Here is a 14,342-nt window from a genome sequence, read left to right as displayed (position 1 = left end):
ACTCAAGAGTCAGGAGTAGGTCGAGATGAGTTGGTCGAGTTGATCCCCCTCGCACTCCCGCAGCCCCGCCGGGTCGCGGTCATCGGCGGCAGCCGCATCCCCTTCGCACGTTCCGACGGCCCGTACGCGCAGGCCTCCAACCAGCAGATGCTGACCGCCGCGCTGGACGGACTGGTCGAGCGGTTCGGGCTCCAGGGGCAGCAGGTCGGCGAGTTCGCCGCGGGCGCGGTCCTCAAGCACAGCCGGGACTTCAACCTGGCCAGGGAGACCGTGCTCGGCTCCCGGCTCGACCCGCGCACCCCCGCGTACGACATCCAGCAGGCCTGTGGCACCGGTCTCCAGGCCGTCGTCGCCGCAGCCAACAAGATCATGCTCGGTGCCGTCGACTCCGCGATCGCGGGCGGCGCGGACACCACGAGCGACGCGCCCCTCGGCGTCAACGACGAGCTGCGCAGGCTGCTGCTGTCGGCCCGGCGGGCGAAGTCGACGGGAGCCAAGGTGTCCGCCCTGGCGGGGGCACGTCCCCGCCATCTCGTCCCGGACATCCCGCGCAACGCCGAGCCCCGCACCGGCCTCTCGATGGGCGACCACGCGGCGGTCACCGCCCGGCAGTGGCACATCGGCCGCGCGGAGCAGGACCTCCTCGCCGCCACCAGCCACCAGCGGCTCGCCGCGGCCTACGACCGGGGCTTCCTGGACGACCTCGTCGTCCCCTACCTCGGTCTGGAGCGCGACCAGAACCTGCGCCCCGGCTCCACGGTCGAGAAACTCGCCACCCTGAAGCCGGTGTTCGGTGCCGACCACCCGGACGCGACGATGACCGCGGGCAACTCCACCCCGCTCACGGACGGCGCCGCGACGGTGCTGCTGGCGAGCGAGGCGTGGGCGGAGCGGCACAGTCTCGAGCCCCTCGCCTATCTCTCGCTGTACGAGACCGCCGCGGTGGACTACGTGGGCGGCGAGGACGGTCTGCTGATGGCGCCCGCGTACGCCGTGCCGCGGCTGCTGGAGCGGGCCGGGCTGACGGTGGAGGACTTCGATCTCTTCGAGGTCCACGAGGCGTTCGCCTCCCAGGTGCTCGCCACGCTGGCCGCCTGGGAGAAGGCGGGCCTCGCCCCGGTCGACCGGGAGAAGCTCAACGTGGCCGGTTCCTCGCTGGCCACCGGGCACCCGTTCGCCGCGACGGGCGCGCGCATCGTCGCGACCCTGGCCGGACTCCTCGCGGAACGGGGTGCCCCGGGACGGGGGTTGATCTCGATCTGCGCGGCGGGCGGCCAGGGCGTCACAGCGATCCTCGAACGCGCCTGACACGTCGAGGGACGAGACGTCAGGCGTCCGAGACGTCAGGCGTCCGAGACGTCAGGCGTCCGAGACGTCAGGCGTCCGAGACGTCAAGCGCCCGACCGGATCCGAACCCGCCCGACCCCGATGCCGAGGAGCCGCACGTGTCCACGCCACCCGCCACCACCACCGCGCCCGTCCTGGTCGAGCCGACCAAGGTCAGGGCTCCCGACGGCAGCGTCCAGCAGGTCTCCGTACCGGCGTTCGCCCCGCCCGTCCGCCGCGGCTCACTCGCCGAGATCCCGTTCGACAACGCCCGGGAGGCCCCCGACGACGCCGTCCTCAGCCGCAAGCAGCCCGACGGCGGCTGGCAGGACGTGACCGCGGCGGAATTCGCGGCCGAGGTGCTCGCCGTCGCCAAGGGCCTGATCGCGGAAGGGCTGCGGGGCGGCGACCGCATCGCGATCATGGCCCGTACGACGTACGAATGGACGCTGCTCGACTTCGCGGCCTGGGCCGCGGGCCTCGTCACCGTCCCCGTCTACCCGACCTCATCCGCCTTCCAGGCCCGCTGGATACTCCAGGACTCGGGCGCGGTCGCCTGCGCGGTCGAGACGGCCGAACAGGGCCGCGTCATCAGCCAGGAACGCAAACAGCTCGGCGACCTCGCCCACCTGTGGCAGTTCGACACCGGGGTGCTGGGCCGGCTGAAGACGCTCGGCAGGGACATCCCCGACGACGCCGTCGCGGCCCGCCGGGCCACGCTGGAACCGGACACCCCCGCCACCCTCATCTACACCTCGGGCACCACCGGCCGTCCCAAGGGCTGTGTGCTGACCCACGGCAACTTCTTCGCCGAGGTCGACAACGCCATCGAGCTGCTGCACCCGGTCTTCAAGTCGGTCAGCAAGTACCCCGCGTCCACCCTGCTGTTCCTGCCGCTGTCGCACGTCTTCGGCCGGATGGTCGCGATCGGCTGTCTGCGCGCCCGGGTCCGCCTCGGCCACGCCCCCTCCATCCAGACCGAGGACCTGCTCGCCGACCTGGCCGGCTTCAAGCCCTCGTTCCTGCTGGCCATCCCGTACGTACTGGAGAAGGTCTACAACACCGGCCGGGCAACCGCCGAGAAGATGGGCCGCGCCTCGTCCTTCGACCGGGCCGCGCGGATCGCCCAGCGGTACGGGCAGGCCGTGGAGGCGGCCGAGCACGGCACCGGGCCCGGACCGGGCCTCGGGCTGCGGGCCGCCCGTGCCCTGTACGACCCGCTGGTCTACCGCCGCATCCGGGCCGCGCTCGGCGGCCACGTCCGGTACGCGATCTGCGGCGGCTCCCCGCTGGGCAGCCGGCTCGCCGCCTTCTACGCCGGCGCCGGCATCGAGATCTTCGAGGGCTACGGCCTGACGGAGACCACCGCGGCCGCTACCGTCACCCCGCCGCTCCGACCCAGGCTGGGCACGGTCGGCTGGCCGATGCCGGGCACCGCCGTCCGCATCGCCGAGGACGGCGAGGTCCTGCTCAGCGGCGGTCAGGTGTTCCAGGGCTACTGGGACACCGAACGCGGCGCGCCGGCACCCGCGCTGGACGGCGGCTGGTTCGCCACCGGTGACCTGGGGGCGCTCGACGAGGACGGCTACCTCACGATCACCGGCCGCAAGAAGGACATCATCATCACCTCGGGCGGCAAGAACGTCACCCCCGCCCCGCTGGAGGACTGGCTGCGCGCCCATCCGCTGGTCAGCCAGTGCATCGTGGTCGGCGACAACCGCTCGTTCATCACCGCGCTGATCACCCTGGAGCCGGACGGGCTGTCCCACTGGCGGCAGATGAAGAAGAAGCAGGGCGTCCCGATGCGCGAGCTGGTCCAGGACGAGGAGCTGCGCACCGCTCTGCAGCGCGCGGTGGACGAGGCCAACCGGCTCGTCTCGCGTGCCGAGTCGATCCGGAAGTTCACCGTCCTGCCGGTGGACTTCACCGAGGAGCGCGGCCATCTCACCCCGTCGCTGAAGCTGAAGCGGGACGCGATCACGCGGGACTTCGCGGCGGAGATCGAGGAGCTTTACCGCAAGTGAGACCACGGCGGGGCCCACGGGCCGTTCTCACCCGCGGGCCCCGCCGCGACCTTCGTCCGAGACCACGGCGGGGCCCACGGGCCGTGCTCGTCCGCGGGCCCCGCCGCGACCTTCGTCTCCCGGCCGGATACTTTCGTCCGCCGGTCCTGGACCATCGGCCGATGCCCGCCGCATGGTGCCCGGCCTAGCTTCGATGGCATGGCCTCCGAACGCGCACGCCACCACCGCTTCCGGTCGGCGATCGGCCTCTTTCTGCTGGCCCCGCTGATCGGGGAGTTCCTGCTGGGCAACCAGCCGGTCACTGCCCTGCCCTCGGTGTTCCTGCTCGCGCCGCTGTACGGGGGCGGCGCGCTGCTGGTGCGGGAGGCCGCCCGGCGCGCCGGGCGGGGCTGGCCCACGATGATCCTGCTCGGGGCGGCCTACGCCCTGATCGAGGAGGGCCCGGTCGACCAGATGCTCTGGAACCCGCACTACGGCGGCTTCGACCTGGGTGCCGCGTACGCCGGAGGCCGGGTGCCGCTGCTGGACACCAGCGTCCAACTGCTCCAGGACGTGCTGACGATGCACACCGTGTGGAGCATCTGCGTGCCCATCGCCCTGGTCGAGGCCTTCGCCGGGGACGGCGACCGCACCCGCCCCTGGCTCGGCCTCCCCGGCCTCTGGGCGACCGCTGTCGTCTTCGTCGCCGGCTCGGGCTTCCTCGCCCTGGCCCAGGCGGAGTCCGAGGACTTCGTGGCCACGCCGGCGCAGTTCACCGTTGCGGGACTCGTCATCGCCGCCCTGATCACCGCGGCCTTCCTGTGCCGCCGGCGGGGCGAACGGCCCGGTACCGGACCACGGCCGCCGGCCCCCTGGGTGGTCGGCGCGCTGTCCTTCGCCGCCACGAGCGGGTACTGGGGCCGGGAGTACCTGCCGGACGGCGTACCGGCGGCGGTGCCGGTCCTGGGCTGGGTGGTGCTGCTGGCGGCGGTGCTGGTGCCGTGCGTGCGCTGGGCGCGCGGCGAGGGGTGGAGCGGGGCGCACCGGCTCGGGCTCGCCGGGGGCGCGCTGCTCACCTACGCGTGGGTGGGATTCGAGCAGAGCCGGTATCTCGATGTGTCCCGGTCCACCGGGATCGTCGGCAGCGCGGTGTTCGCGGCGGGCGCCCTGGTGCTGCTCACGGCGGCCGCGAGGTCGGGTGCCCGGCGGCGATAGGGGGCGGTCCGCGCCGGGCATCCGGTCCGCCCCACCCCTTGTCTGATAGGTCGTCAGGCACGACGATGGCCCCGCGTTCGTCATGTGACGAGCCGTCAGGTCAGCTCCAGGGGAAGGAGGCCGGACGGTGCCGATACTGCCCGCCGGGCCGCTGTCGTACGGGATGCAGCTCCCGATCCAGTCGCAGAGCGCCATCTACGCGGAGTCCTGGGAGGCCGGGGCCCCCGCCGCGGATCTCGCCGAGATCGCCCGCACCGCCGACCGCTGCGGCTTCGCCTATCTGGCGAGCTGCGAGCACGTCGCCATCCCGCGCCGGCTCGCGGAGGCCATGAGCACCGTCTGGTACGACCCGGTGGCCACGCTCGCGTTCCTCGCCGGTGTCACCGAGCGCGTGCTGCTGATGAGCCATGTCGCCGTCGTCGGGCTGCGGCACCCCCTCTCCACCGCCAAGCAGTACGCGACCCTCGACCACCTCAGCGGCGGCCGGCTGATCCTCGGGGTCGGGGCCGGGCACGTGCGGGAGGAGTTCGAGGCGCTCGGAGCGGACTTCGACGGGCGGGGCGCCGTCCTCGACGAGACCGTCGAGGCGCTGAAGGCGGCGCTCGGACCCGAGGAGTACCCGGAGTTCGCCGGGGAGCGGTTCTCCTTCAGCGGGCTCGGCCAGCTGCCCAGGCCGGCCCAGGAGCGGGTGCCGGTCTGGGTGGGCGGCTCCTCGCCCGCCGCGGTGCGCCGGGCGGCCGTGCGGGGGGACGGCTGGCTGCCGCAGGGCGACCCGAGGGAGCGGCTGCCCGCACAGATCGCCCGGCTGCACGCCCTGCGCGAGGAGGCGGGGATCGCCGCCCCGATCGTCGTCGGCGCCATCACCGAGCCGCTGTACGTGGGCGAGCCGGACTGGTCCGTGGGGCGGCGCACGCTCAGCGGGAAGCCGGAGGTGCTCGCCGAGTCCCTCCGGGAGTACGCGGCGATGGGCGTGCACCAGATCCAGGTGCGGTTCCGCAGTCGCGGCCGGAACGAACTCACCGATCAGATGGCGGCGTTCGCCGCCGACGTCGCACCTCACCTCGACAACCTCGACAGGTAGGAGTCAGGCCATGGGCAAGCTGGACGGGCGGACCGTGCTGATCAGTGGCGCGGCGCGCGGGCAGGGTGAGCAGGAGGCGCGGCTCTTCGTCGCCGAGGGCGCGCGGGTGGTGATCGCCGATGTGCTCGACGAGCAGGGCGAGGCGCTCGCGAAGGAGCTGGGGGCGGAGTCGGCGCTCTTCGTGCACCTGGACGTGGGCCGGGAGGCGGACTGGCAGGCCGCCGTCGCCGCCGCGAAGGACGCCTTCGGCAGGATCGACGGGCTGGTCAACAACGCGGGCATCCTGCGGTTCAACGAGCTGGTGAGCACGCCGCTGGAGGAGTTCCAGCAGGTGGTTCAGGTCAACCAGGTGGGGGCCTTCCTGGGGATCAAGACCCTCGCGCCGGAGATCGGGGCGGCGGGCGGCGGGACCATCGTCAACACGGCCTCGTACACCGGGCTCACCGGCATGGCCTTCGTGGGCGCGTACGCCGCGACCAAGCACGCGGTCCTCGGCCTGACCAGGGTGGCGGCGGTGGAGCTTGCGGCGAAGGGGATCCGGGTCAACGCCCTGTGCCCCGGAGCCGTGGACACCGCGATGACCAACCCCGCGGCGCTGGACCCGGACGCGGATCCCGAGGCGTCGAAGGCCGCGGTGGACGAGCTCTACCGCAAGCTCGTCCCGCTCGGCAGGATCGGCCGGCCCGAGGAGGTCGCGACGCTCGCGCTGTTCCTGACCTCGGACGACTCCTCGTACATCACCGGGCAGCCGTTCGTCATCGACGGCGGCTGGCTGGCCGGGGTCAGCCTCTTCTGACCGCACCAGCCCAACGCACCTGACGAGGCGTCAGGTATTGACGGGTCATGGTGTCGGTGGAACAGTCGGACGCAGCAGAATCTGACGGAGTGTCAGAAACGATTGAGGACGGTGAACCCCCTTGGAATTCGGGCTCTTTGTACAGGGGTACGTGCCCGCCGCGCGGGCCGAGGCGGACCCCGGGGCAGAGCACAAGGCGCTGATCGAGGAGACCGAGTACGTCATCCAGGCGGACAAGTCCGGCTTCAAGTACGCCTGGGCCTCCGAGCACCACTTCCTGGAGGAGTACTCGCATCTCTCGGCCAACGACGTGTACCTGGGCTACCTCGCGCACGCCACGGACCGCATCCACCTCGGGTCCGGCATCTTCAACCCGCTCGCCCCGGTGAACCACCCGGTGAAGGTGGCCGAGAAGGTGGCCATGATGGACCACCTCTCCGAGGGGCGCTTCGAGTTCGGCTCCGGCCGGGGGGCGGGTACCCACGAGATCCTCGGGTTCATGCCGGGCATCACCGACATGAACCACACCAAGGAACTCTGGGAGGAGACCATCGCCGAGTTCCCCAAGATGTGGCTCCAGGACGAGTACGTCGGCTTCCAGGGCAAGCACTGGTCGTTGCCGCCGCGCAAGATCCTGCCCAAGCCGTACGGGAAGTCGCACCCGGCGATGTGGTACGCGGCCGGCTCGCCGCCCTCGTACGCCATGGCGGGGAAGAAGGGGCTCGGCGTGCTGGGCTTCAGCGTGCAGAAGGTCTCCGACATGGAGTGGATCGTCGAGTCCTACAAGAACGCCGTCAAGGACGCGGAACCGGTCGGTGACTTCGTCAACGACAACGTCATGGTCACCTCGACGGCGATCTGCGCCGAGACGCACGCGAAGGCCGTGGAGATCGCGGTCGGCGGCGGCCTGAACTACCTCCAGTCGCTGCTGTTCCGCTACCACGACACGTTCCCCCGGCCGGAGGGCATCCCGGAGTGGCCCGAGCTGCTGCCGGAGTACTCCGAGGAGATCATCGAACTCCTCATCGCCGAGGAGCTGATGATCTGCGGGGACCCGGACGAGGTGCTGGGGCAGTGCCGGCGCTGGGAGCAGGCCGGAGCGGACCAGCTGAGCTTCGGACTGCCGATCGGGATCAGCCCCGAGGACACGATGAACTCGATCAAGCTGATCGGTGAGCACGTGATCCCGAAGATCGACACGGACCCGGTCCACCGGACGACCCGCTTCCGCGAAGCGGCGTGACGTTGCGGGGGCCCCGCCCCCGTACCCCCGCGCCTCAAGCGCCGGCGGGGCGTGAGTTCGCCCGGCGGTGCTTGAGTGACGGGCGGCGTCTTCCCGGACCGCCGCTCCGCGAGCCGGGGTGCGTACCGCGGCCGTACGCACCCCGGCGCACCCTCACCACCACGGAGAAAGGGACCCCGTCATGCTCGACCACCTCATCCGCGGAGCGACCGTCGTGGACGGCACCGGCGGGCCCTCCTACCGCGCGGACGTCGGTATCCGCGACGGCCGCATCGCCGTCATCGCCGAACCGGGCCGGGCCCCCGGGCCCGCCGCGACCACCGAGGACGCCACCGGCCTCGTGCTCGCACCCGGGTTCGTCGACCCGCACACCCACTACGACGCCCAGCTCTTCTGGGACCCGTACGCCACCCCGTCGATGAACCACGGCGTCACCACCGTCGCCGGCGGGAACTGCGGATTCACCCTCGCCCCGCTCCACCCGGACCGGCCCGAGGACGCCGACTACACCCGGCGCATGATGTCGCGGGTCGAGGGCATGGCCCTCAAGGCGCTGGAGGAGGGCGTCGACTGGAGCTGGTCCAGCTTCCGCGAGTACCTCGACGCACTCGACGGGCGGATCGCCGTCAACGCCGGGTTCATGGTCGGGCACTGCGCGCTGCGCCGCCACGTCATGGGCGCGGACGCGGTCGGCGGACAGCCCACCCCCGCCCAACTGGACGCCATGCTGGCCCTGTTCCACGACGCGATGGACGCCGGGGCGTGGGGCCTGTCCACCACCCAGTCCTCCACCCACGCCGACGGCGACGGACAGCCGGTGGCCTCCCGGCACGCGCTGCCCGAGGAACTCCTCGCGCTCTCCCGCGCGGTCGGCGAACACGAGGGCACCCAGATCGAGGCGATCGTCGCGGGCTGCCTGGACCAGTTCTCCGACGACGAGATCGACCTGTTCGTCGACATGACCGCAGCAGCCGGACGCCCGCTCAACTGGAACGTCCTGACCATCGACGCCGCCGTCCCCGAACGCGTACCGCGCCAGCTGATACCCAGCGAACGCGCCCGCCGCGCGGGCGGCCGGATCGTCGCGCTCACCATGCCGATCCTGACGCCGATGAACATGTCGCTCGGCACGTTCTGCGCCCTCAACCTGATACCGGGCTGGGGCGACATCCTGTCCCTGCCCGTCCCCGAGCGCATCGAGCGGCTCCGCGACGCGGACACCCGCGCCGAGATGCTCCGCCGCGCCGACAGCAAGGAGGCCGGCGTCTTCCGCCGCCTCGCCAACTTCGGCCGGTACGTCATCGGGGACACCTACAGCGAGGCGAACGAGGGGCTCGGGGGCCGGGTCGTCAACGACATCGCCGCCGAGCGCGGTCAGGACCCCTTCCACTGCCTCGTCGAGATCTGCGCGGCCGACGGACTGCGCACGGTCCTGTGGCCGATGCCCACCGACAACGACCCCGACTCCTGGGCGCTGCGGCAGCGCACCTGGGAACACGAGGACGTCATGCTCGGCGGCTCCGACGCCGGCGCCCACCTGGACCGGATGTGCGGCGCCCCGTACACCACCCGTTTCATCGGCGACTGTCTGCGCGGCCGCAAGCTCGTACCGCTCGAAGCGGCCGTCAGGATGCTCACCGACGACCCGGCCCGCCTCTTCGGACTGCGCGACCGGGGCAGGATCGCGGAGGGTTTCCACGCGGACCTCGTCCTCTTCGACCCCGAACGCATCGACGCGGGTCCCGCCACCCTCGTCCACGACCTGCCCGGTGACAGCCCACGGCTCGACTCCAAGGCGCTCGGCATCGTCTCGGTCCGCGTCAACGGGGTGGAGACCCTGCGCGACGACAAGGTGACGGGCGCGGTCCCGGGGACGGTGCTCCGCTCCGGCCGCGACACCCGGACGGTGAGCACGCAGTGACCACCACGCCCCAGCGCCTCTTCATCGGCGGCGAGTGGACCGAACCCGCGGACGGCCACTACGAGGTGATCAACCCGGCCACCGAGGCGGTCGTGGGCCTCGCCCCCGAGGCGAGCCGCGCGCAGGTGCACGAGGCCGCCGCGGCGGCCCGCGAGGCCTTCGCCACCTGGTCCCGTACCCGCCCCGAGGAACGCGCCGCGGTCCTCGACCGCGCCGCCGACCTGATGCAACGCGACCTCACGGCCAACGCCGCCCTCGCCCAGGCGGAGAGCGGCGCCACCACCGGCACCGCCCGAGGCATGCAGGTGGCCGTCGGCGCCGCCCGGTTCCGGCGGTACGCGAAGGGCGCGCTGGAGCCGGTGGAGGAGGCGGTCCCGCCACAGATCAACGAGGCCGGGCCGATGGGCCGGGCCGGGATCTTCGGGGCGCTCGCCGTCCGCCAGCCCGTCGGCGTCGTCACCTGCATCACCTCGTACAACAACCCCTGGGCCAACCCGGCCGGCAAGATCGCCCCCGCGCTGGCCATGGGCAACACGGTTGTCGTGAAACCCGCCCCGCAGGACCCGCTCTCCGTCTTCCGGATGGCCGAGGCACTGGCCGAGGCGGGTGTGCCGGCGGGTGTCGTCAACGTCGTCAGCGGTACGGGCGCCGGGGTGGGCGAGGCCGCCGTGGACTGCGCGGACGTCGACATGGTCAGTTTCACCGGCTCCACGGCCGTCGGGCAGCGCATCGCCGAGGTCTGCGGCCGTGGAATGAAAAGGCAGTTGATGGAGCTGGGCGGCAAGGGCGCGGCCCTCGTCTTCGACGACGCCGACCTCGACTCCGCGGTGGCGGGCATCGGCACCACGTTCTCCTTCTACAGCGGTCAGATCTGTACGGCTCCGACCCGCGTCCTGGTCCAACGGGCCGCGCACGAAGCCCTGGTCGCGAAGCTCACCGGATACGCCCGGCAGCTGCCGGTCGGGGACCCGACGGCCAGGGGCACGGTGGTCGGCCCGGTCATCTCGGCCGCCCACCGCGACCGCGTCGAGTCGTACGTGGAGCTGGGCCGGAAGGAGGGGGCCAGGGTCGTCACGGGCGGCGAACGTCCCGGCCCGGCCGGCCGCGGCTTCTACGTGGCGCCGACGCTGCTCACCGACTGCACGCCGGACATGCGGGTCGTGCGGGAGGAGATCTTCGGCCCGGTCGTGGTGGTCGTCCCCTTCGACGACGAGGAGGAGGGCATCGCGCTGGCCAACGACAGCGACTACGGGCTGATCGACTACGTCTGGTCCGGCGATGTGGCCCGCGCCTTCCGCGTCGCCCGCAGGCTGCGCGCGGGCGGGGTCGGCGTGAACACGATCGGCCGGAACATGGAAGCCCCGTTCGGCGGGTTCAAGCGGAGCGGTGTCGGCCGCGATGTGGGCTCGTACGCCCTGCACGCGTACAGCGAACTCCAGGCGATCGTCTGGCCCGGGTGAGGCGGGGCGGCCGGCCGCCGAACCACCGCTTGTGGACGTCCGCTTCGAGGGCCGGCCACGCCGGCCTGCGAAGTCGGCGCGGTGCGGTCGCCACCCGTCGGCGTAGCGACGGTGGTTCCCGGTCCGAAACCGACGCGACCTGCGTCCTGTTGGAGATGGCCGCGCCCCTGAACTGTCCGCACTGCCGGCGGCCGGTCGCCGTCGTCGCGCTTCTGGCGCCCCTGACCGGCTTGCCCACCAGCTCGGCAGGCTCCCCATTCTCGCCCCGCGGAGCAGCCCCGTTCCGGTCAGTCTGCCAATTGCCGGTCATGGCCCGAGCCCAATGTCGCCTTCCTGTCGCCGTCCTGACGCGACCGGACGCCACGAGAGACCCGCAGTCGCTTGGCCTTCCTCGCCGGTGCTGCCCTGCTGGGCGAGCAGGCGATCGGTTCGGACCGTTGGCGCGTGCACGACCTGACCCACCTGTACGCCGCCGGGCTACCGCCTGGCAAGGGCGTGTGACTGAGCCCTGTGGCTGTGTCCGTGCGGACTCGACGTTCGCACGAGTATCTCGCCATCAAGTATCTTGACATCGAGAAAAACCCCCGGCAGGCTTCCTCCGGTCTGCTGATCTCTTGATGTCGAGGTATTCGGGGGTGGAAGGTGCGACGACGCACTACGAGGGGCCGGGGCGCACGGGCGCCGAAGAGCGGGCAGCCCGGGCTGCTGGCGCAGTTGCGTAACCCGCCGGGCGGCCGGGATGCCCGGATCATGCTGCTGGCGCTGTCGGTCGACCGCACCGGATCAGGGCTGTGGGCCGCGTCGTCGGTTCTGTACCTGACCTTCGTGACGCATCTGAGCGCCCAGGAGATCGGGGTGCTGCTGGGTGTGGCCGGGGTGGCCGGTATCGCCGGTTCGCCCCTGGCCGGACGGCTGGCCGGCCGCTTCCCGGTGCGTCCGCTGCTGATCGGCTGCCATCTGCTGAGACTGGTGACGCTGACCCTGGTGCTGACGTGCTCGGGCTTCGGGGCGCTGCTGCCCGTCGTCGCCGTGACCTACCTGGGGGACCGGGCGGCGAAGACGCTGGAGATGCTGTTCGCCACCCGTGCGGCGGGCGAACGGCGGGCGGCCTACCAGGCGTTGTCCCGGAGTGCGGCCAACGCGGGCTACGGGGTGGGCGCCGGTATCGCGGCCATCGGCCTGGCCGTGGGCACCACGGACGCCTACCGCGCCCTGATCCTCGGCAATGCCCTGTCCTTCGTCGTCGCCGCGGTCCTCGTGTGGCGTACGAGCGAACTGCCGGAGAGGACGGTCGAGGTGGCGCGGGCCGCGCCCGGCGCACCGGCCGCAGCCACCGATGCGCCCGCAGGGGAGCCCGAACCGGCCCGGCCGAAGAGCCCTTGGCGGGACCGGGGCTACCTCCGGTTCGTCCTGTTCGACATCCCGATGAACCTCGACGACTCCGTGCTCGGCGTCGGCCTGCCGCTGTGGCTGGTGAACCGCACCTCAGCGCCGCACGCCCTCGTCCCGGCCTTCCTGGTCATCAACACCGTGCTGGTCGTGGTGCTCCAACTGGGCGTGTCCAGAAGGGCCGAGGGCCCGAGCCGGGCGGCACGCGCGGTTCTGCTGTACGGCGCCCTGATGTTCGTGAGCTGCGCCTTCCTGGCCCTCGCCACCCGGGGCGGGGCCTGGGAAGCGGCGGCCGTGCTGCTCGGCGCGGCGGTGCTGGTCACCCTCGCGGAGCTGATGCGCTCGGTGAGTTCGTGGGAACTGGCCGTCCTGCTCGCGCCCGAGGACGCGCGGGCCGCGTATCTGGGGGTGGCGGGCATGTCCCAGTCCATCCAGAAGTCGGCGGGGCCGCCCCTGCTGACCGGTGTGGTCATGGCCTCGGGCCCGGTGGGCTGGCTGGTGCTGGGCACGGTGGTCGCGGGACTCGCGGTGGCCCAGCAACGGTCCTGCGCACACCGGCTGGCCGCGTCCGGGCATGCGCCCGCGCCGGTATCCGCGCCCGCCCTGCCCGTCGAGCAGGCGGCCGGGGCCGTCCCGCACCGCTCAGGCGGCTTCGATCCCCAGGGCTGAGCGGATCTCGGTGGCGACCGCCCCCGCGGCGATGTCCTGGTCCCCGCAGACCAGCCGGTTGCGGGTAAGGGCGAAGGACAGTCCGTGCTCCGGGTCGGCGAAGGCGACGCTGCCGCCGCTGCCCTTCATGCCGAACGCGGAGCGCCGCCCGCCGGCCGCGGGCAGACCGAGGAAGTAGCCGAGCCCCTTGGGGACCGGACCGCGCATGATCTGGTCCTGTTCCTCGGTCGCGACGGCGCTGATCAGAGCGGTCCGCTCGGCCGGCAGCAGCCGTACGCCGTCGACCTCGCCGATCAGCGCGGCGTACATCCGGGAGACGGCCCGTGCGCTCATCGTGCCGCCGGCCGGAATGTCGGCCCGCAGGAAGTCGGGCCGGTTGGCGAGCCGGGCCACCGGCCAGACGGAGCGGTTCGGCACGGCGCGGAAGAACGACCAGCTCGCGGGGGCGAGGTCCAGCGCGGCCTCCCAGTTCCCCTCGACGAGCGTCGCGGTGCGGGCGGCGGCGTCCTCGGGGATGCCGAAGAACAGGGAGTCGGCGATGCCGAGAGGGGCGGCGACCTCGTCGTGCAGCGCCTGGGCGACGGGGCGTCCGGCGGCCCGGCGGATCACCTCGCCGACGATCCACCCGAAGGTCCACCCGTGGTACCCGGTGGCGGTGCCCGGCTCCCACTCCGGCGACTGTCCGGCGATCACGGAACACATGTGGTCCCAGTCGGCCATCTCCTCCGGGGTGGTCCCGGCGGGGAGCTGCGGCACCCCCGCCGAGTGCGTCAGCGCGTGCCGCACGGTGGCGTGCTCCTTGCCGTGGGCGCCGAACCCGGGCCAGTAGTGGGCGATCGGGGTGTCGTAGTCGATGAGCCCCTGTTCGGCGAGTACGTGCACGAGGGTGGCGGTCACGCCCTTGCCGGCGGAGAAGCTGTGGAAGAGCGTGTCACCGTCCACCGGCCGCCCGGAGTCCGGATCGGCGACGCCCGCCCAGGCGTCCACGATCAGTTCACCGCGCAGATGGGCGGCGACCTGGAGGCCGGTGTCCTGCCCCGAGTCGACCAGCCGCCCGATGACCCCCTGCACGCGTTCCTGTACGTCAGCCCGCACGCTCTCACGTACGTCGTCCCGTACGTCGTCCATGGCCGTGCTCCCCTCCGCCCCGACGGTTTTCGCCGAAGCGCTGCCACCCTAAGCGGTCGGCTCCGCAAGTCCTTCGGGGTTCGGCGCGTGGCGCCTCGCCCGGCCGGGCGA

Annotated in this window: 10 protein-coding genes; 9 read left to right on the top strand and 1 reads right to left on the bottom strand. The window is 72.4% G+C overall.

The window, feature by feature from the left end:
• The first annotated feature begins 30 nt into the window (after nt 1–30).
• From ACFVJX_RS20900 to ACFVJX_RS20860, 9 genes are all read left to right on the top strand, one after another.
• The gene (locus ACFVJX_RS20900; protein WP_384131159.1) at nt 31–1,308 is read left to right on the top strand and encodes an acetyl-CoA C-acetyltransferase; all 1,278 of its coding nucleotides are present in this window, start codon (nt 31–33) and stop codon (nt 1,306–1,308) included.
• A 137-nt stretch (nt 1,309–1,445) separates the two neighbouring features.
• A complete protein-coding gene (locus ACFVJX_RS20895) occupies nt 1,446–3,350 on the top strand; it encodes an AMP-dependent synthetase/ligase (protein ID WP_384131156.1) in 1,905 nt (634 codons plus the stop codon).
• Between the two features lie 198 nt (nt 3,351–3,548).
• Entirely contained in the window at nt 3,549–4,544 is a 996-nt protein-coding gene (locus ACFVJX_RS20890) for a hypothetical protein (RefSeq protein ID WP_384131154.1), read from the top strand.
• Nucleotides 4,545–4,671: 127 nt separating this feature from the next.
• Nucleotides 4,672–5,625, top strand: a complete 954-nt coding sequence (locus tag ACFVJX_RS20885) for an LLM class F420-dependent oxidoreductase (RefSeq protein WP_384131151.1) — start codon at nt 4,672–4,674, stop codon at nt 5,623–5,625.
• Nucleotides 5,626–5,635: 10 nt separating this feature from the next.
• A complete protein-coding gene (locus tag ACFVJX_RS20880; protein ID WP_384131148.1) occupies nt 5,636–6,421 on the top strand; it encodes an SDR family NAD(P)-dependent oxidoreductase in 786 nt (261 codons plus the stop codon).
• 121 nt (nt 6,422–6,542) lie between these two features.
• A complete protein-coding gene (locus ACFVJX_RS20875) occupies nt 6,543–7,664 on the top strand; it encodes an LLM class flavin-dependent oxidoreductase (protein ID WP_384131146.1) in 1,122 nt (373 codons plus the stop codon).
• 181 nt (nt 7,665–7,845) lie between these two features.
• Nucleotides 7,846–9,585 carry an amidohydrolase family protein gene (locus ACFVJX_RS20870; RefSeq protein WP_384131143.1) on the top strand — a complete coding sequence of 580 codons (1,740 nt, stop codon included), beginning with the start codon at nt 7,846–7,848 and terminating at the stop codon, nt 9,583–9,585.
• A complete protein-coding gene (locus ACFVJX_RS20865; RefSeq protein ID WP_384131140.1) occupies nt 9,582–11,045 on the top strand; it encodes an aldehyde dehydrogenase family protein in 1,464 nt (487 codons plus the stop codon). The genes ACFVJX_RS20870 and ACFVJX_RS20865 overlap by 4 nt, the downstream gene beginning before the upstream one ends.
• 642 nt (nt 11,046–11,687) lie before the next feature.
• Entirely contained in the window at nt 11,688–13,103 is a 1,416-nt protein-coding gene (locus ACFVJX_RS20860; RefSeq protein ID WP_384131138.1) for an MFS transporter, read from the top strand.
• Here the strand turns inward: ACFVJX_RS20860 and ACFVJX_RS20855 are convergent.
• Nucleotides 13,077–14,231, bottom strand: a complete 1,155-nt coding sequence (locus ACFVJX_RS20855; RefSeq protein ID WP_384131135.1) for a serine hydrolase domain-containing protein — start codon at nt 14,229–14,231, stop codon at nt 13,077–13,079. The two genes, ACFVJX_RS20860 and ACFVJX_RS20855, sit on opposite strands and share 27 nt — an antisense overlap.
• Between the last annotated feature and the right edge of the window lie 111 nt (nt 14,232–14,342).

The sequence above is a fragment of the Streptomyces sp. NPDC127177 genome, assembly GCF_042672475.1.
Taxonomy (GTDB): Bacteria; Actinomycetota; Actinomycetes; order Streptomycetales; family Streptomycetaceae; genus Streptomyces.
Note: the sequence above shows the minus strand (reverse complement) of the source record. Positions and strands in the feature narration are given on the sequence as shown.